Origin of the sequence: Rothia sp. HMSC069C10, assembly GCF_001812205.1 — a bacterium.
Classification (GTDB): domain Bacteria; phylum Actinomycetota; class Actinomycetes; order Actinomycetales; family Micrococcaceae; genus Rothia; species Rothia mucilaginosa.
Map to the genome: position 1 here is coordinate 22,597 of NZ_KV808297.1, position 17,989 is coordinate 40,585.

Sequence of the window (17,989 nt, forward strand, 5' to 3'; positions counted from 1 at the left end):
CTAGAGCATGCAGGATACGCAGCCTTCAACCTCGGTACCCTCAAGAGCCATCTGACGCAGACGGATGTAGTAGATGGTCTTGATGCCCTTACGCCATGCGTAAATCTGGGCGCGGTTGATATCGCGGGTGGTTGCGGTATCGCGGAAGAAGAGGGTCAGCGACAGGCCCTGGTCCACGTGCTGGGTTGCCACAGCGTAGGTGTCGATGATCTTCTCGTAACCAATTTCGTAGGAGTCCTGGTAGTACTCCAGGTTCTCGTTGGTCATGTACGGTGCCGGGTAGTAGACGCGGCCGAGCTTGCCTTCCTTACGGATCTCAATCTTCGAAGCGATCGGGTGAATCGAAGAGGTCGAACCGTTGATGTAGGAGATGGAGCCGGTCGGCGGAACAGCCTGCAGGTTCTGGTTGTACATGCCGTACTGTGCCACGTCAGCAGCCACCTGAATCCACTCTTCACGGGTTGGGATGTGGTGCTTAGCGAACAGTTCGCGGGTACGCTCGGTCTGCGGTGCCCATTCCTTCTCAATGTACTTTGCGAAGAACTCACCGGATGCGTACTTCGAGTTCTCGAAGCCCTCGAAACGCTGGCCGCGTTCCTTAGCAATCTGCATGGAGGCGCGGATTGCGTGGTAGGCAACGGTGTAGAAGTACATGTTGGTGAAGTCCAGTGCTTCTTCAGAACCGTAGTAGACGTGCTCGCGTGCCAGGTAGCCGTGCAGGTTCATCTGGCCCAGACCCACGGCGTGGCTCATGTTGTTGCCGCGCTCGATGGAGGGTACGGAGCGGATGTCGGACTGGTCGGAGACGGAGGTCAGCGAACGAATCGCGGTTTCCACGGTCTTGCCGAAGTCGTCGCCGTCCATGGTCAGTGCAATGTTCAGCGAACCGAGGTTGCAGGAGATGTCCTTACCGACGGTCTCGTAGCCGAGGTCAGCGTGGTAGGTGGACGGCTCAGAAACCTGCAGGATCTCGGAGCACAGGTTGGACATGATGACCTTACCGGCGATGGGGTTCGCGCGGTTGACGGTGTCTTCGAACATCACGTACGGGTAGCCGGACTCGAACTGGATCTCTGCGATGGTCTGGAAGAACTCACGCGCGTTGATCTTGGTCTTGGTGATGCGTGCATCGTCGACCATTTCGTAGTACTTCTCGGAGACGTTGATGTCGGAGAAGGGCACGCCGTAGATGCGTTCCACATCGTACGGGGAGAAGAGGTACATGTCCTCGTTCTTCTTCGCCAGCTCGAAGGTGATGTCGGGGATGACAACGCCCAGGGAGAGGGTCTTGATGCGGATCTTCTCGTCAGCGTTCTCACGCTTGGTGTCCAGGAAGGCGTAGATGTCGGGGTGGTGTGCGTGCAGGTACACGGCACCGGCACCCTGACGTGCGCCGAGCTGGTTTGCGTAGGAGAAGGCGTCTTCCAGCAGCTTCATGACGGGGATAACGCCCGAGGACTGGTTCTCAATCTTCTTAATGGGCGCACCGGACTCGCGCAGGTTGGTCAGGGCGAATGCCACGCCGCCGCCGCGCTTGGAGAGCTGCAGTGCAGAGTTGATGGAGCGGCCGATGGACTCCATGTTGTCTTCCATGCGCAGCAGGAAGCAGGAGACGAGCTCGCCGCGCTGCTTCTTACCTGCGTTGAGGAAGGTGGGGGTTGCCGGCTGGAAACGGCCGGAGATGATCTCGTCGACGATGTCTTCGGCGAGCTTCTCGTTGCCTTCTGCCAGCAGCAGTGCGACCATGCAGACGCGGTCTTCGAAACGCTCCAGGTAGCGCTGACCGTCGAAGGTCTTGAGCGCGTAGGAGGTGTAGAACTTGAAGGCACCCAGGAAGGTCGGGAAGCGGAACTTCACGGCGTAGGCGCGCTTGAACAGGTTCTTAATGAACTGGAAGTTGTACTTGTCGAAGAGTTCCGGCTCGTAGTACTGGTTCTCGATCAGGTACTCGATCTTCTCTTCCAGGTCGTGGAAGAAGACGGTGTTGTTGTTGACGTGCTGCAGGAAGTACTGACGTGCCGCCTGGCGGTCTGCATCGAACTGGATCTGGCCGTTCTCATCGTAGAGGTTCAGCAGTGCGTTCAGCTCGTGGTAGCTCATACCCTTGAACTTCTCGGGCACGCTCTTGCCGTTGTGGCCTGCACCGAGAGTTTCTAGTGCTGAGGGCAGTTTTGCGTCCAAAATGCTTCCAATCCTTCGTTGACTTTTTCTACATCTGAATCGGTGCCCATGAGCTCAAATTTGAAGAGCACGGGCACATCGCACTTCTTGGCGACAATGTCTGCCGCGATACCGAAGAGCGGACCAAAGTTGGTGTTGCCGGAGCCAATCACACCGAGCATGTGGTGGCGATTCTGCTCCACGTTCAGGAATTTAACCACCTGCGGGGGAACGTTACCGGCGCCTTCAGGCTTGCCGTAGGTGGGGACGATGAGCACGAACGGCTCATCAAGAATGAGGGTGTCTTCGCCGGTGCGCAGGGGCAGGCGGAGGCGGCGGGCACGGATCTTCTCCACGAACTTGTGGGTGTTACCGGAGATGGAGGAGAAGTACACGATGAGTGGCGCTGTGTCGTCCAGTCCGACCTCGGTCGCTCGACCCTCGGAGGCGTTGCGTGCATCCAGAAGGATCTTGCGGATTTCTGCGTGCTCGTCGACGGGGTTGGGCGTGAGGGCGGTACTCAATCTGTACTCCTTATTCTCGTGTGCCGGTGTGGTTCCGTGCCGATTTTCCGTTTGTACGGGTTTCGGCAGGGCTGTTACGCTGCCAGAGCGTTGATCTTGTCGGGCTGGAAGCCGGACCAGTGCTCGTCGCCTGCGATGACGACGGGTGCCTGCATGTAGCCGAGGGACTTGACCATTTCGAGGGCCTGAGCGTCTTCGGTGATATCAACCTTGGTGTAGCTGATACCCTTCGCGTCGAGGGCGCGGTAGGTCATGTTGCACTGGACGCACTGGGGCTTGGTGTACACGGTCACTACCATGGGAGTGCCTCTTACTTTCTCCCGCTCGGGCGGGGCTATCTCGTGAATGAATCTGGCGTGTTTCGTCGGTGGTTCACCACATGTTGTTTACGGCGGGCGCTGTGCCCTCCACTGCCCCCTTCTAGTGGGGGTGTGGCGGTTTCCTGCGCTGGGGCAGGGTGCCTAAACGTGCCGTAGTGGTGGAACCGAGTATTAATACTACATCTAGTGTCGAGATTTTTCTTCACCACAAGATGATGTGGTGCGAGGGTCGTGTTTCGTTCGATAAACCCACAGTTGAACCCACTTAAGAGAGGGTGTCTACAGCTTATCCACACCCTGCCGCGGGGCTAGTTCGCCGTATTTTCGCGGGGTGTGCCGGGTTATCCACAGGTGGGGTTTAAGTTGGTCAGGATTTTTAAGGGTTCATTCGCCCGCTGAGTTGAGGTTCAGTTAACCTCATGTATGCGTTTGGGGGCATAAAACCCGGCAGATTCGGGCTTGATTTTAAAGAGATCTTAACTCTCGCCCATTCTTGCGCGGAACGGCGCGGTTTTAAAGCAGAACAGACTTTCTTAAAGGCGGGGGTTAACCCCCTTCGAGCGGGTCTAAGCTGTGTGATTAAGGCTGTAGAAAAGATTTTTAACTCTTTTTCGGTAGCCGGTGTGTCGTGGGTTTAAGTTGGTTAATGCTTCTGGAATGGCAAAACCCACCGCATATACCGGTATTTCACGGTATTTACGGTGGGTTTACTGGGTATCGGCGCTGGTTTTAGCAACCGGCGAGAAGTACCGGTGCGGCTGCCGCCTAGAAATCGATCAGGCCCAGCTCACGCAGCTTCTTACTCAGCGTTACGCCGTCGGTGGCTTCAATCCACAGAGGCGAGCGCATCATCTGTTCGGCGCGGTAGTCGCTCCACACGCGGCCGGAGGCGAGCATGGTCTCCCCCACCGTCAGGTTGCGGATGACGATTGCCGCCACCTTGTCCGGGTAGCGTACCGCGAAGCCGTTGTAGATGTACGGGTCGCGCTGCCCGTCGTCACCGACGAGGATCCACTTCATCTGCGGGAATTCCTCGGCGAGGCGGCGCAGGGACTCAACCTTGTGGTTGGTGCCGGAGCGGAACCAGCGGTCCGGGGTGGGGCCCCAGTCGGTCAGCAGGAACGTGCCGCGCGGGTAGCCGTTGCGGCTGAGGAAGCGGCGCAGGGTCGGGGTGATGTTCCAGGCGCCGGTGGACAGGTACATGAACGGCGCATTCGGGTGGCTGCGGCGGATACGGTCGGTCATGACCGCCATGCCGGGGGTGGGGATGCGTGCGTGCTCGTCGAGGATGAAAGAGTTCCAGGCGGCAACCAGGGGGCGCGGCAGCATGGTGACCATGACGGTGTCGTCGACGTCCATGATGACGCCGAGCTTCTGGCTTTTGGGAACGATGTAGACGCTGGTTGCTACGGCGCGGGAGCCGGGCACATACATGATGACTTCGTGCATGCCGGGTTCCAGGTCGATGCTGAGTTTGACGTCGAGCACGCCGCCGCGGTCGGTGTACGCCTCGTACTTGGTGCCGTCGATGACGATGGTGACGGGCGCATCGGACATTGCGGTTGCGGTGAAGGAGCGCCAGCCGCGCATGGGGTTGGCGGTGTCTTGGGTGCCTTCTACGACCTGCAGGAGGCGTTCGAGGTTGACTGTCTTGTAGAGTGCGCGGGCGATGATGCGGACCCAGCCGGGGTTGCCTTCGGAGGCGGCGCGTCCGTAGCCTTCGGTGGGCACGAGGATAGGCTCGCGACCGGCGGCGATGGCACGCTTTTCGCGCCACCTGTGCAGCCGGTCTGCAACACGGTAGCCGATGTTGACTGCCTCGTCGGCAGCATCGTTCACAAGGTTGCGCAGTTCGTGAGTGCCCAAATTCTCCATCCCACTAGTGTAGCGGAGCGTTACCGGCTTGCGGCTTTAGGATTTTGTGTTCTTATACCTAGTTTTTATACCTATTAATACTGTGGTGCTGAGCGCGGGGTGTGATGTGCACATTATTTAGGGTGTATTCGCTGTTCAGATTCGTTCCTTGCAGGTGGGGGCGTTATCCTGGAGAGTATGACCCACTCACAGCCTAACCGCCGACTTTTTGTGCTCGGCACTGCTATGCTTCCGCTGATTGCTGCCTGCTCGAAGAAGTCGAATGACTACGACGGCACCAGCGGTAATTTCACTCCGTATCAGGCTGGCGGCGAGACCTCTGCTGCTGCTACTCGCCCCGCACCCACGAATTCGCCGACCGTTGCCGCTGCTGGCAACCCGGTTGATAAGCCGCGCGAATGGCCCGGCATCGGCAACTCCCTCGTTGGTGACGGCAAGTATGTTGCGTGGACTGTTGATGACGGCGCAAGCCCGGAGGCGATTCGCGGCTACGCTGAGTTCTCGAAGCGTACGAATACTCGCCTGACTTTCTTCATTAACGCTTCTTACACCGGTTTTAAGGAGCATGTGTCGTTGCTGCGTCCGCTGGTTCAGAGCGGCCAGATTCAGGTTGCGAACCATACCTACAGCCACGCCGATCTGACCACCCTGGACGCTGAGGGCGTGAAGGAAGAGCTGCAGCGTAACGAAGACGAGATTATGAGCATGTTCGGTGTCTCGTCGAAGCCGTACTTCCGCCCGCCCTACGGCCGCTACAACGATGCGGTGCTGAAGGCTGCCGGTGAGATTGGTTTTACCCGCCCGGTCATGTGGAACGGCACTACCGGCGACGAGGCGAAGACCAGCTCCCGTGTGATTTACATGCGTTGCATCCGCTACATGCTGCCGCAGCAGATTGTGTTGGGCCACCTGAACTATGAGACGATCATCCCGATTCTGGATAAGGTGAAGGGTCTGATTGATGACCGCGGCCTGACTGCGGTGACGGTTCGTGACTACTACGGTGACGCATCCGAGGAAGAGATTAAGGCGGCGGCTCCTTCGCCGACCCCCACCCCGGAGGAGAACACCCCCTCCCCCGAGGCAACTACGGAGGCGCCTACCCCTACCCCGGAGCCGACTACTGAGGCTCCGACTCAGGCGCCGACTACCCGCTATGAGGATGAGGCGGCAGCTAATCAGCAGGCTACGACCGCTCCGGCGGCAACGACGGCTCCGCCGGCTCGTGCGACCGCCGCACCTGCGGCTACGACTGCTCCCGCGGCCACTGCCACTACCGCACCGGCGGCTGCCCGCCGATAGGGTCGCGTATTTCACGTGTGCTAAGCCCCCTTGACCCGGTTCCCCTACGGACCGGTACGAGGGGGCTTTGCCGTACCCGGCGAGAATAAACGCGCGGGAATAAAGGCTGGGGAATAAACGCGGCAACCGGGGCGTTAGGTGAGCGTACAGGCGGCAGTGTGCCGCATCCGAGTATGAGAGGAATAGATAACATGCGTATTGATATTTGGTCCGATATTGTGTGCCCATTCTGCTACGTGGGCAAGCGTAACCTGGAGCAGGCGCTCGCCGAGTTTGAGCACCGTGACGAGGTTGAGGTGGTGTGGCATAGTTTTGAGCTGGACCCGTCGGCTACGGAGCATCCTGCCGGTTCGCTGCCTGAGATGATTGCCGGTAAGTATCAGATGTCGCTGGAGCAGGCGATTGCGAGCCAGGAGTCGTTGGCGGAGCGTGCCCGCGAGGTGGGTTTGGATTTCAATTGGCGTCAGGCACGCTACGGTAACACGTTTGATGCGCACCGTGTGATTCACTATGCGGCGGAGCAGGGCTTGGCGTCGGCGGCGGAGGAGGCGTTTAAGCTGGCGTACTTTACGCAGGGCCGTTCGGTGCAGGATCACGAGTCGATTCTGGATATTGCTTCTGAGATTGGCCTGGATACCGCCGAGGTTGAGGCGGTGTTGAAGAGCGACCGTTACGCGGCGGATGTGCGTGCTGATGAGCAGTTGGCGCGCCAGCTGGGCATTAATGGTGTGCCGTTCTTCTTGATTGAGTCGAAGTGGGCGGTCAGTGGTGCGCAGCCTGCGAAGATGCTGGTGCAGGCGCTGCGTCAGGTGTGGGAGGAGACTCACCGTGTTGAGTTTTTGAACCCGCTGGTTACCGAGAACGCTCAGGCTTCTGAGTCTGGCGCGTCCTGCGATGTGAACGGCAACTGCTCCTAGCGGCGGCTCTGGCTAGAGCCGTCCTGGAGGAGGCGATACTCCCCTAGAGCCCCGGCTAATGCAGCCTCAGATATAGCGAAGCCCCCTCGTACTATTTCCAGTACGAGGGGGCTTTGCTATGCCCGCACGCTACATCTTCCCTTGTGAGAAATTTTTGGGGGCTCAATACTACCTGCGGATGGGGCCGTTTTCATTTACACTTGAGTGTGTGTTCTACGGTGAACACGCTTATCCACTCACTTTATAAAGGAATATTGTGTTGAAAATTCACACCGCGACCGCTGGTGTTCTTGCGGGTGCTCTTGCGGGTGCTCTGCTGCTGACTGGTTGCTCTTCGTCTGTTCGCGCTCCGAAGCCTGTGCCTTCTGCGTCATCGTCGACGTCTGTTTCTGCTAGCCCTTCGGTTTCAGCTACTCCTAGTTCTTCTCCGACGCCGAGTGCGTCTGCGACTCCTTCGGAGTCTCCTGCCCCGACGGTAACCCCGTCTCCGGTTCCGACTACTGAGGCGCCCGTGCAGGCACCTTCCGCGGAGGCGCCGGCGGCTCCGGTTTCTGCGGCTCCCGCGCAACAGGCTGAGCCTGTTCAGCAGGCGCCGGTAGCTACGGAGGCGCCCGTCCAGCAGGCGCCCGCACAGGCACCGGCGGCTGAGGCTCCCGCTCAGCAAGCTCCCGCGCAGCCGGTTCAGCAGGCTCCTGCGCGGTCGAGTGTTTACTACGAAACATGCGCTGATGCTCGTGCGGCTGGTGCGGCGCCCCTGCATCGTGGCGAGCCGGGTTACCGCCCGGGTCTAGATAAAGACGGTGACGGTGTGGCGTGCGAGCCGAAGAAGAAGCGCTAGGCTTCCGTCTGCCCTTATAGCGAAGCCCCCTCGTACTATTTCTAGTACGAGGGGGCTTCGTCATATCAGCCTCGTTCTGTCAGCTCAGCCGGTGAGGTTAGCGCGGCTGGTAGGCGCGGGCACGCTCAGCACGAGCACGGCGCGCCTCCGCATCCTGCAGGACCGGCACCAGCATACGCACCACCTGGCCCATGCCACGCAGCACCAAATTCAGCCACAAACCCACAGACCACACCGCCGCCACACGCGGATGCCCCGTGCGCATCCACCGCACACCCAGAAAAGACAGCGAGTAATACAGCAGAAGCAGCAGCGACTCACGGAAACGGTGCACCTGCCGAAGGAGAGGGTTCTGAGGAAGCTTCATCATGCCTCCCAGTATACCCACCAGAACCCTCACCGGGGCTCCCCCGCACTACCCGTAATAGTCACGAATCGTCACCGTCTTCAACCCGCGCCGATCCAACAACGCCCGAATACGGTCCAGCTCAGACACCACACCCCGATAATTCAAATGCCCAATCACAATATGCTGAGCCAACGCATACTTCTCCGCATAGGCATACACCTCAGCCGAAGAAATATTAGACGAATCCGCCAACGACCCGTACCACAGAACCGGTCGCGTAAAACCACACGACGCCGCAGCCGCCAACACGCGCGCATCATAATACCCGTACGGCGGGCGGAAATACGGCTTCGACGAAACCCCAAACAGATGCCTAATCTCCTCATCATTACGGGTCAACTCCTGAACAATCTGCTCATCCGTCAGGCTCGTCAACGCCGCATGACTATACGTATGGTTCGCAATCTGCAACTGACCGCTCTTCACCAGCGGCAACAACAGGTCACGATGCTGCCTAAACGCCGGGTACTGACCGTTGATAAAGAAGGTGAGGCGCGTGCCGGTACGGCGAGAAAACTCCGCGTAGGCGCGTACCACCTCCGGGTCGGCGCCGTCATCGACCGTCCACGCAATATACTTGCCCTCACCGGGCAGGCCGGTCTGCGGGCCAGTCCAGGCACGAGCTTCGGGAACCGGGTTCGACGAGGTCGCAGTCGCAGAAGCGGTCTTAGATGCCGCAGCGGTCGGGGATGGGGTACCCGTTGCAGAGCCAGATGCGGAAGGGGCAGCCGCCGAGCTTGCCGAAGGGGTCGAAGAAGGGCTCGCCGAGGCGCTACCCGACGCACTACCGGACGGGGTGTTCGACGGGGTACTGCCCGAGGCAGACCCACTAGCCGTTACCTCGTGAGCGTCATCCGCCGCGGACGTGGTGCAACCGGTGAGGCCAAGACCCAGCACACCGAAGCTCACCGCGCCCAGACCAAAGGTACCAACGTGTTGTAAGAGTTCCCGTCGCCCCATGGAGGCGCGGGCAGAAGCACCCGCCACCGCCCGGTCAGCGGTGGGATCAGTAATAGCGGATTGACGAGGAGCGATAGGTGTTTCTGGGTGTGGAACAGTGTTCATATTACGAGTGTATGATGAGACCGCCGTCAGCTATCGAAAAATTCAAAATATTACTTAATGATTAACAACGGCGCTATTAAAGAACCTTTATACACGTTCAGTCCACTCACTCACCGAAGACCACGCTCAGTACACTAAGCTACCCCCACGCCAGGCAATCCAGGTACGGCTCCAGCTACAGCGCAAGGCGCAATTCTAGGTAAGCACAGCAAGGCCCCTCCCCCAGAACACGTTCATAACGCGCCTGGGAAAGGGGCCTCAATATATAAGTTCACACAATCGTACAATCAAGTACGCGGATAGAAACCTACTCAGATTCAGATGCTTCCGGCTGTTCCGCCTGAGCGGATTCCAACGCATTCAGCGTCTCCAGAGCCGCAGCCTCCGCAGCCTCTTCAGCGTCAGCCTCAGCCACGCGCTCAGCATCCGACTCGGCAGAAGTCACCGCCGCCGGGTTCGTCAGAACCTTCACACCCATGCTGCGTAGCGCTTCCGTGTTCGTGATCGTCTCGTCATTATCAATCAGGTACACCTTGTACCCGTCATTCCGCAGACGACGCATCAGCTCCAGGAGCATGCTCTGAGCAACCTCATCCACTGCGTACACGCGCGTTACGTCCAGGGCAACCTTGGAGCCCTCCATCGGAGATTCCACAATCTCACGAATCACGCGCTCCACACCCGCAAAACGGATGCGGCCCTGCAACTGAATCAGGCGCATAGACTCATCGCCCGAACCAATCTGGTAGTTCGCACGCAACGCCGAACGAGCCACCGTCGGCACGTTCATCACGTGCATGCCCATGTCATCCGAGAACTGCTCGAACAGCTCCACGCCGCGCACACTGTTACCGTGACCGTCCAGACGCGGCGAGAACGTCGCCACACCCAGCTGACCGGGCACCGCACCAATAATGCCGCCGCCCACGCCGCTCTTCGCCGGCACACCCACCTGGGTCGCCCAGTCACCCGCAGAGTTATACATGCCGCACGTGAACATGACGCTCAGTACCTGACGCACCACAGTCTTAGGAACCACCTGCTCACCCGTCACCGGATGTACACCATAGTTCGCCAAAGTCGCCGCCATCAACGCCAAATCCTTGACCGTCACCATCAGCGAGCACTGGCGGGTATAACCCTGCACCGCCACGGTCGGGTCACCGGTCAGGATGCCGTGGCCGCGCAGCATGTGCGCAATCGCGTAGTTGCGGTGCGCGTGCTCCAGCTCAGACTCGTACACGCGCTCATTCACCGACAGGCGACGGCCCGCAAACGCAGACAGACCAGAAATGACGCGCTCCATGCGCTCACCCTGAGTCGCACCGGGAGGACCCACCAGCGAATGGGTGGTAATCGCACCCGCGTTAATCATCGGGTTCAGCGGCTTACCGGAGCCGTCCTCCAGGGACAGCTCGTTGAACGGCTCACCGGAAGGCTCCACGCCCACCTTCGCAAGCACGTCATCATAGCCGCGGTCCGCGAGCGCCAGGGCGTACACGAACGGCTTAGAAATCGACTGAATTGTGAACTCCACATCGGAGTCACCGGCGGCGTATTGCTCACCGTCAACCATGGCGATAGACGCGGCAAGCTTGTCCGGGTCCACGGCGGCAAGTTCCGGAATGTAGTTTGCCAACTCACCGGAGGTATCAGAAGCGACCGACTCGAGGGTCTCGGTCAGGTAAGTGGCAATAGGTGAATGCATGGTATTCCGTATCTGCTGCTAATCGTGGTTGTTCTCGTCAAAAATTCTAGGATGCGCCCGCCCGCTGTTCCGTTTCAGCTATTCCGTTTCAGCTGGGCTGAGGCGCTCATCGTTACAGGCTACCGCGGCTGCCAAACTAAAGAGCCAGCCAGCGGGCCTGTCAAAGTGTGCGGGTGAGGAGCACCTTTTGCTCCCTAAAGAGTGTATCTTTTGCGTGTTGAAGCCACCAAATATAACGGTCACTACTCCCCCGCTATTTCAGGCTCTGGTACCTGTTCTGGTTTGCCGTTTTCTGCCGTAATTTACCGCGGCGGGCAGAACCTCCGGCGAAGCCCGGGCAAAACCTACGGGTGGCGAATCGAAGCCGACTCACGACCACCCAACTCGGCAGTCTCCAGCTGGAAAGTCGAGTGCTCCACCGACACCTCAAAATGGCTCGCCACGCACGAACGGATACGGTCCAAAATCTCCACTGCAGACCCATCATGGAAGCACGAATCGGCAACCACCACGTGCGCGGTCACCACCGGCAGACCGGTCGCCACCATCGAGGCGTGCACATCGTGCACCTCCACAACGCCCTCAACGCGCAGCATGTGCTCACGCATCGCGTCCAGGTCCAGGCCGTCCGGGGTAAACTCCATGAGCACCGCCGTGGTCTGCTTCATCAAACGTACTGCACGCGGCACAATCAGCGCCGCAATGAATAGACCCGCCAGGGCGTCCGCCTGGTAGAAGCCGGTCAGCCAAATCACGATAGCCGCCACAATCACGCCCAGCGAGCCCAGGGCGTCATTGAGCACCTCCAGGAACGCGGCACGCATATTGAAGTTCGCGTTCCTCGCCGTAGCCAGCACCGCAATGCCAATAACGTTTGCGACCAGGCCGACCACACCAAAGATCAGCAGTTCGGTGCCGGGCACCTCCGGCGGGGCGAACAGGCGATGCACGCCCTCCACCGCCGTGTAGATACCCACCGCCAGCAGCAGCACCGACTGCCCGAGGGCGGCAAGCACCTCAATACGGCGGAAACCCCACGTGCGGCGGGACGTTGCCGGGCGCGTCATGAGCGAAGCCGCCGTAAGCGCCACCAGCAGGCCCGAGGCATCCGTAACAGCGTGCGCCGTATCAGTCAGCAACGCAAGACTTCCGGTGACCAACGAACCAATCGCCTGCGCCAACACAATAACGACCGCCAGACTGAACGCAATCAGCAGGCGCGGACGCATCGAGGCGGCGTCCTCCGGGCTCGGGGCATGCGAATGGTCGTGGTGATGCCCGTGATGCCCGCCGTGGCCGTGATGTGCGTGCGCTCCCATGAGTGACTCCTCAACTATGAACTGTGTTGTTGACTATCGAGAGTTATCGGCAGATAGCAAAATCGCCCGATTCACAAGAACCGGGCGACAAGCTCCTCAACCGAGGAAAACGTGGAGATAAGGGGACTCGAACCCCTGACCCCCTGCATGCCATGCAGGTGCGCTACCAGCTGCGCCATATCCCCATATTCAGTTAGTGACCTCAACGAGGCAACATGAATATATTACACACACCACGGACAACGATGCAAACCAGCGCACCCAAAAATCCAAAAAAGTTCCGGGGCAACCGGGCATGCAGAAATACCCGCAAACACGCCGAAAGGGGCGGACCCGCGGCACCATACAGCGCCAGCAGAGCCCACCCCTCATCAGCTAAAAATCAAGCTTACGCCTCATCCTGAGCGGGAATGATGCGCGCAGCATCTTCCTCAGTCTCACCCTCAATGTCGAAGGGAGCCTCGTTCTCAACCCCCAGCTCAATACGCGGGGCCTCAGCCCACAGACGATCCAGAGCGTAGAACTCGCGGTCCTCCTCATGCTGAACATGCACGACAATATCGCCGAAGTCCAGCAGAATCCAACGACCCGAGGAACGACCCTCACGGCGGACCGGCTTCAGGTCAGCCTGCTCACGCAGAGCGTCCTCAACCTCATCCGCAACAGCGTTCACGAGGCGCTCATTGTGGGCAGAAACCACCAGGAAGCCATCAATCAGACCCATCGCGTCGGATGCATCCACAGCGAACAGGTTAGTTCCCTGCTTCTCCTCCGCAGCGCGGGCGGCAATGCGCAGAGCCTCAATCGAGGACTGTGCAGCAGTCATATTTTCCTTCCTTGCCGGCAGAACACCCGCCGGCAGCACCCGCAACAGGGGTGCATTGTTCACGGCCTACTTAGGGCCAAAAATCATAATCAGACCAACAACAACCAGGGCGAGCAGCAGCACAATCCACAGCCACGCCAGGGAGGCCTTCTGCGCAGGCTGCAGAACCTCTTCAGTCTTCTCAACAGCGCCCTTAGAAGCGGACTCCTTGGAAGCCTCAGCGGAAGGTACCGGAGCAGACTTGGACTTAGCAACCTTAGAATCAGCAACCTTGGACTCTGCATCCTTCGCGACTTCCTCAGACTCCTCAGCTTCCTCGGTGACCTCTTCGACCAGAGCAGCAGACTCTTCGGGATCCTGACGATCCACCATGCGCTGCAGCAGCTCCTCAACCTCATCCGGGCTCAGAGCAACAGTCGGGTCGCCGTCCACCGAATCCACGGTATCCCCTGCGGAGGCGCTATCCAGCACGCTCAGGTCAAGACCCTGCGCGTCCACCGCGCTCACGCGGGTGGGCAGCTCGTCAGCAGACTCTTCAACCTCAGCAACCTCAACAGTCTCTTCCTCAACGGAAGCAACCTCGGTCTGCTCAGTCTCAACGTCAGAGCTGTCCAGCTCCTCAACCTTCGGCTCATCGCGCACCAGGTACTGGTGCAGCTCGGGTTCCGGTTTCTCCTCCTTAACCACGGCAATGACCGGGATCGAAGAAGTCATCGGGTTATCCACCGCGGAGGGGCTGGTCGCATCCACACGGTTCTGCGCGATCTCTTCGGGGCGCAGAATACGCAGGCTACTGGTCAGAGGAGCAGGCTCGTGCAGCTTCTCCTCATCGTTCGCCTCAGTGTCAATCTTGCCCTGAGCCGCCAGCGCCGCAAAACGACGCTGAACAGCCAGAACCTGCGGGTCAATAGCGTCCGTATAAATCACGGAGCCCATGTTCTCAACAGGCTTCGGATGCTCACCACGACGGTTCGCACGCAGGTACTCGGCAACTTCTTCACGGTAGCGGGCAAGACGGCGCGGACCCATCACCTTAGTAGGCGGCGGCACCTCAATGCCGTCCTCGGTCACGTACGTCTCGTAGAGGTACGCTTCGTCCTCGCTATAGGGCTTCGAACCCGTAGCTTCACTCATGTGTTCCCTCATTATTCGTCGATTGGGGTGCCTGCCCAGACTCATCTTTCACGTGGGGCAAGCCGTCACGGTACGCCGTCAAGGCGTCCTTCTTGTACAGGCCGTACTTAGCAATGTACTGCACCACACCATCGGGCACCAGGTACCAGATGGGGGCGTCTGCAGCTGCGCGGCGACGAATATCGGTCGAAGAAATCGCCATCGCAGGAATCTTCAGGGTCGTAATATGACGACCCTCAGCCAGCGGCGGATCCAGATCATGATCGGGGCGGGTCACGCCCACAAAAGTCGCCAAATCCCACAGCTTATGGGCATTGCGCCAGGTCATAATCTGGCTAATCGCGTCCGCGCCGGTAATGAAGAACAGGTCAGCATCCGGGCGCAGGGCGCGCAGCTCGTTAAGCGTATCAAAGGTGTAGGTTGCGCCGCCACGGTCAATATCAATACGGCTCACCGTAAAACGCGGGTTCGACGCGGTCGCAATCACCGTCATCAGGTAGCGATGCTCAGCGTCACTCACGTGCCGCTCCCCCACCTTCTGCCAGGGCTGACCGGTCGGAACGAACACGACCTCGTCCAGGTCGAACACGGCGGCAACTTCACTAGCTGCCACCAGGTGTCCGTGGTGAATCGGGTCGAAGGTTCCACCCATCACGCCCAGACGCACCCGACCGGGAGTGCGCGGGGGAATCGACTCGGTGCTCGGAGCACCAAAATCAAGGTGAACAGGCTGGTCAGTCACAAATGCCGTCCTTGCTGGGGACAGAGACCGCACCACGGCAACTTGGGAGCCGCCACAGGCGCGGATGCGGGCAGGTACACAGAAGGTACGCAACACCGAAAACGGTGCCCGCGTACATTCCCCTCTATGCTACCTTCTTACGGTCAAAAACACCGAAATGACGGGGGTGAGCTAAGCCGCCAGTGGAATACCCAGCCAGCACGCCCACCCGCAGGCTCACCCGCATGTTCCGACGCGCGAAATCGGTGCAAGAGGCAGTCACAGTGCACAAAAGAAAGCGCCGCGCACAAGAAAGCGCCGCGCACCGGAGCCAAACCCCGGTACGCGGCACCATTCACTGTCTAGAAAACAGCTGCCTAGGAAACAGCTGTCTAGGCAACAGCTACGCTGAGCTATTAGTCGTCGACGTTCGGCATGTCGATATTCTCGTCGACCTTGCCTTCCTTCAACTTCTTGCGGTACTCAACCGACTCGGTCCACACGCCTGCAGCGCGCTCGGACTCCAGCTCGGCACGAGCCTCCGCCTTCGCGTCCATGCGCTCCTTGTACTCCACACGCTTCTGCGCACGAGTCGGGCGAATGATCTCTTCCAGACGAGCGTCCGTACCACGCGGGGAGGACAGCAACTCAGCGCCACCGACCATGGTCGGCTCCCAATCGAAGATCACCGAGTTGTCATTCTCACCAATCACCACGGCGTCACCGGCACGAGCACCAGCCTTGAACAGCTCATCCTCAACACCCAGGCGCGCCAGGCGGTCCGCCAGGTAGCCGACAGCCTCATCATTATTGAAGTCAGTCTGCTGAATCCAACGCTCAGGCTTCTCACCAATCACGCGGAACAGCGGCTCAAGGTTACGCTCCTCGCGGCGAATAGTGAACTCCTGTTTCTTCTTACCGCGGAAGCCCTTCGGGCGAACCACAGGAGCCTCAACAACCACGCGCTCCGCTTCCTTCTCGGCAGCGGCACGAGACACACGGTCCTCCTCCACGAGCTTTGCCATCGCAAAGATCAGGGACTTCAGACCCTCATGGGAAGCAGTCGAAATCTCGAAGACCTTGAAGCCCATCTCCTCGAACTCGGGGCGAACAAACTCCGCCAGCTCACGAGCCTCAGGAACGTCAATCTTATTGAGCACCACAATCTGCGGACGCTCATGCAGCGGCACGGTCACACCCGCAGTCGGGTCAACCTCATAGTTCTGCAGCTCGCCACGAATCACCTCAAAGTCACTGATCGGGTCGCGGCCCGGCTCCAAAGTAGCGCAGTCAATCACATGCACAAGAGCCGAAGAACGCTCCACATGGCGCAGGAAGCGGTGACCCAGACCGCGGCCCTCCGAAGCGCCCTCAATCAGACCCGGAACATCCGCGACGGTGTAGCGAACATCGCCCGCCTGCACCACACCCAGGTTCGGAATCAAAGTGGTGAACGGGTAGTCAGCAATCTTCGGACGCGCCGCAGAAATCGCAGCAATCAACGAAGACTTACCCGCCGAGGGGTAACCCACCAGAGCCACATCCGCAATGGACTTGAGCTCCAGAACAATATCAGCCTCTTCACCGGGGGTGCCCAGCAGAGCAAAACCGGGAGCCTTACGCTTAGCCGAAGCCAACGCAGCGTTACCCAGACCGCCCATACCACCACGGGCCGCAACATACTCGTCGCCCACACGCAGCAGGTCAGCCAAAACATTACCCTCGCGGTCCTTCACCACAGTACCCTGCGGCACGGTCAGAATCAGGTCCTCACCGTTAAAGCCGTGGTGCATATCGCCACGACCAATATCGCCATTCGGGGCGTGCTGGTGCGGGCTGTGGTGGTACTCCAGCAGGGTCGTGGTCTGGTTATCCACGCGCAGAATCACCGCGCCACCATTACCACCGTTACCGCCGTTAGGGCCGCCCAGGGGCTTAAACTTTTCACGTCGCACGGAGACGCAGCCGTTACCTCCGCGACCGCCAGATACATGCAAGACCACGCGGTCCACGAATTCTGCCACGGGTTCTCCTTATCTTGGAAAATCTTCACTTCGCCACCGCACGGCACACACCAATCATGTTGCGGATGCGGCGGCAGGCGCGACCGGGTTGGGGTGCGCCTCATCGTGGAGCCCAGCACGGGCGTCCACGGCATTCGAGGTCATAGCGAGAGGGGGTAGACTAACGCCTACCCCCTCTGCCCTAGCGGTGAGTATTACTCAGCTGCTGCCAGGATGTTAACGACCTTGCGGCCCTTGCGGGTACCGAATTCGACGGTGCCTGCTGCCAGAGCGAACAGGGTGTCGTCGCCACCGCGGCCAACGTTCAGGCCGGGGTGGAAGTGGGTGCCGCGCTGGCGAACGAGAATCTCGCCTGCGTTGACGGACTGGCCGCCGTAGCGCTTAACACCGAGGTACTGGGGGTTCGAGTCACGGCCGTTACGGGTGGAGCTTGCGCCCTTCTTGTGTGCCATTCTGTATTCCTACCTTAGGGTTGAATTCCGGTCGTTTCGATTACGCGTTGATAGCGGTAATCTTGACGGTGGTCAGCTCGGCGCGGAAGCCCTGACGCTTCTTGTAACCGGTCTTGTTCTTGTACTTCTGAATAACGATCTTCGGACCGCGCAGGTCCTCAACCTTCTCAGCAACAACCTTGGCGGAAGCCAGGGACTTTGCATCAGCGGTGACCTTGTCACCGTCGACGAGCAGCAGCACGGGCAGCTCGATGGTGCTGCCGGGCTCGCCTGCAACACGGTCAAGGGTAACGAGGTCGCCTACGGAAACCTTCTCCTGGCGGCCGCCAGCGCGTACAATCGCGTATGCCACTATGGGACTCACTTTTCTCGACAACTTGCTTCTTGGATCTCAC

At 59.5% G+C, this 17,989-nt stretch carries 17 protein-coding genes and 1 tRNA gene; 3 read left to right on the plus strand and 15 right to left on the minus strand.

Features of this window, described 5'->3' with window-relative positions:
- From nrdE to HMPREF2842_RS02440, 4 genes are all read right to left on the minus strand, one after another.
- Entirely contained in the window at positions 1-2,181 is a 2,181-nt protein-coding gene (nrdE, locus tag HMPREF2842_RS02425) for a class 1b ribonucleoside-diphosphate reductase subunit alpha (RefSeq protein WP_070642457.1), read from the minus strand.
- On the minus strand, positions 2,154-2,684 hold the full coding sequence (gene nrdI / locus HMPREF2842_RS02430) for a class Ib ribonucleoside-diphosphate reductase assembly flavoprotein NrdI (RefSeq protein WP_049338466.1): 531 nt from the start codon (positions 2,682-2,684) through the stop codon (positions 2,154-2,156). Before nrdI ends, nrdE begins: the two co-directional genes overlap by 28 nt.
- 74 nt (positions 2,685-2,758) lie before the next feature.
- Positions 2,759-2,983 carry a glutaredoxin-like protein NrdH gene (gene nrdH / locus HMPREF2842_RS02435; RefSeq protein ID WP_005505794.1) on the minus strand — a complete coding sequence of 75 codons (225 nt, stop codon included), beginning with the start codon at positions 2,981-2,983 and terminating at the stop codon, positions 2,759-2,761.
- Positions 2,984-3,769: 786 nt separating this feature from the next.
- Positions 3,770-4,879 (minus strand): App1 family protein, encoded by a 1,110-nt coding sequence (locus HMPREF2842_RS02440; protein WP_070642460.1) that lies wholly within the window; start codon positions 4,877-4,879, stop codon positions 3,770-3,772.
- Between the two features lie 177 nt (positions 4,880-5,056).
- Between HMPREF2842_RS02440 and HMPREF2842_RS02445 the strand changes: the two genes are divergently transcribed.
- The 3 genes from HMPREF2842_RS02445 to HMPREF2842_RS02455 all read left to right on the plus strand — a co-directional run bounded on the left by HMPREF2842_RS02445 (position 5,057) and on the right by HMPREF2842_RS02455 (position 7,936).
- Positions 5,057-6,181 (plus strand): polysaccharide deacetylase family protein, encoded by a 1,125-nt coding sequence (locus HMPREF2842_RS02445; RefSeq protein WP_070642463.1) that lies wholly within the window; start codon positions 5,057-5,059, stop codon positions 6,179-6,181.
- A gap of 191 nt (positions 6,182-6,372) precedes the next feature.
- Complete coding sequence (locus HMPREF2842_RS02450) at positions 6,373-7,098, plus strand: DsbA family oxidoreductase (protein ID WP_070642467.1); 726 nt, start codon at positions 6,373-6,375, stop codon at positions 7,096-7,098.
- Between the two features lie 256 nt (positions 7,099-7,354).
- On the plus strand, positions 7,355-7,936 hold the full coding sequence (locus tag HMPREF2842_RS02455; RefSeq protein ID WP_070642470.1) for an excalibur calcium-binding domain-containing protein: 582 nt from the start codon (positions 7,355-7,357) through the stop codon (positions 7,934-7,936).
- Positions 7,937-8,033: 97 nt separating this feature from the next.
- Here the strand turns inward: HMPREF2842_RS02455 and HMPREF2842_RS02460 are convergent, their stop codons facing one another.
- The 11 genes from HMPREF2842_RS02460 to rplU all read right to left on the minus strand — a co-directional run bounded on the left by HMPREF2842_RS02460 (position 8,034) and on the right by rplU (position 17,946).
- Complete coding sequence (locus HMPREF2842_RS02460; protein WP_239661600.1) at positions 8,034-8,306, minus strand: hypothetical protein; 273 nt, start codon at positions 8,304-8,306, stop codon at positions 8,034-8,036.
- 45 nt (positions 8,307-8,351) lie between these two features.
- The gene (locus HMPREF2842_RS02465) at positions 8,352-9,410 is read right to left on the minus strand and encodes a polysaccharide deacetylase family protein (RefSeq protein ID WP_070642473.1); all 1,059 of its coding nucleotides are present in this window, start codon (positions 9,408-9,410) and stop codon (positions 8,352-8,354) included.
- 307 nt (positions 9,411-9,717) lie between these two features.
- Positions 9,718-11,118 carry a glutaminase gene (locus tag HMPREF2842_RS02470; protein WP_070642477.1) on the minus strand — a complete coding sequence of 467 codons (1,401 nt, stop codon included), beginning with the start codon at positions 11,116-11,118 and terminating at the stop codon, positions 9,718-9,720.
- A gap of 344 nt (positions 11,119-11,462) precedes the next feature.
- On the minus strand, positions 11,463-12,437 hold the full coding sequence (locus HMPREF2842_RS02475) for a cation diffusion facilitator family transporter (RefSeq protein ID WP_070642480.1): 975 nt from the start codon (positions 12,435-12,437) through the stop codon (positions 11,463-11,465).
- Between the two features lie 112 nt (positions 12,438-12,549).
- Positions 12,550-12,622: transfer RNA gene (locus HMPREF2842_RS02480), tRNA-Ala, on the minus strand.
- 203 nt (positions 12,623-12,825) lie between these two features.
- On the minus strand, positions 12,826-13,263 hold the full coding sequence (rsfS, locus tag HMPREF2842_RS02485; RefSeq protein WP_005505774.1) for a ribosome silencing factor: 438 nt from the start codon (positions 13,261-13,263) through the stop codon (positions 12,826-12,828).
- Positions 13,264-13,329: 66 nt separating this feature from the next.
- Positions 13,330-14,397, minus strand: a complete 1,068-nt coding sequence (locus HMPREF2842_RS02490; RefSeq protein WP_070642483.1) for a sulfite reductase subunit alpha — start codon at positions 14,395-14,397, stop codon at positions 13,330-13,332.
- The gene (gene nadD, locus HMPREF2842_RS02495; RefSeq protein WP_049338424.1) at positions 14,390-15,139 is read right to left on the minus strand and encodes a nicotinate-nucleotide adenylyltransferase; all 750 of its coding nucleotides are present in this window, start codon (positions 15,137-15,139) and stop codon (positions 14,390-14,392) included. The genes HMPREF2842_RS02490 and nadD overlap by 8 nt, the downstream gene beginning before the upstream one ends.
- A 395-nt stretch (positions 15,140-15,534) precedes the next feature.
- Positions 15,535-17,142 carry a GTPase ObgE gene (gene obgE, locus HMPREF2842_RS02500; protein ID WP_070642488.1) on the minus strand — a complete coding sequence of 536 codons (1,608 nt, stop codon included), beginning with the start codon at positions 17,140-17,142 and terminating at the stop codon, positions 15,535-15,537.
- Between the two features lie 194 nt (positions 17,143-17,336).
- The gene (rpmA, locus tag HMPREF2842_RS02505; RefSeq protein WP_005505766.1) at positions 17,337-17,594 is read right to left on the minus strand and encodes a 50S ribosomal protein L27; all 258 of its coding nucleotides are present in this window, start codon (positions 17,592-17,594) and stop codon (positions 17,337-17,339) included.
- Positions 17,595-17,634: 40 nt separating this feature from the next.
- Positions 17,635-17,946, minus strand: coding sequence for a 50S ribosomal protein L21 (rplU, locus tag HMPREF2842_RS02510; protein WP_005505764.1), 312 nt, complete (start codon positions 17,944-17,946; stop codon positions 17,635-17,637).
- Between the last annotated feature and the right edge of the window lie 43 nt (positions 17,947-17,989).

Excerpts from the sequence above, each read along its gene's own strand:
- HMPREF2842_RS02445 (WP_070642463.1), top strand. The coding sequence starts at position 5,057 with ATGACCCACTCACAGCCTAACCGCCGACTTTTTGTGCTCGGCACTGCT.
- rpmA (WP_005505766.1), bottom strand. The coding sequence starts at position 17,594 with ATGGCACACAAGAAGGGCGCAAGCTCCACCCGTAACGGCCGTGACTCG.
- rsfS (WP_005505774.1), bottom strand. The coding sequence starts at position 13,263 with ATGACTGCTGCACAGTCCTCGATTGAGGCTCTGCGCATTGCCGCCCGC.
- nrdH (WP_005505794.1), bottom strand. The coding sequence starts at position 2,983 with ATGGTAGTGACCGTGTACACCAAGCCCCAGTGCGTCCAGTGCAACATG.
- HMPREF2842_RS02460 (WP_239661600.1), bottom strand. The coding sequence starts at position 8,306 with ATGATGAAGCTTCCTCAGAACCCTCTCCTTCGGCAGGTGCACCGTTTC.
- HMPREF2842_RS02470 (WP_070642477.1), bottom strand. The coding sequence starts at position 11,118 with ATGCATTCACCTATTGCCACTTACCTGACCGAGACCCTCGAGTCGGTC.
- HMPREF2842_RS02440 (WP_070642460.1), bottom strand. The coding sequence starts at position 4,879 with ATGGAGAATTTGGGCACTCACGAACTGCGCAACCTTGTGAACGATGCT.
- HMPREF2842_RS02475 (WP_070642480.1), bottom strand. The coding sequence starts at position 12,437 with ATGGGAGCGCACGCACATCACGGCCACGGCGGGCATCACGGGCATCAC.
- HMPREF2842_RS02450 (WP_070642467.1), top strand. The coding sequence starts at position 6,373 with ATGCGTATTGATATTTGGTCCGATATTGTGTGCCCATTCTGCTACGTG.
- HMPREF2842_RS02490 (WP_070642483.1), bottom strand. The coding sequence starts at position 14,397 with ATGAGTGAAGCTACGGGTTCGAAGCCCTATAGCGAGGACGAAGCGTAC.
- HMPREF2842_RS02465 (WP_070642473.1), bottom strand. The coding sequence starts at position 9,410 with ATGAACACTGTTCCACACCCAGAAACACCTATCGCTCCTCGTCAATCC.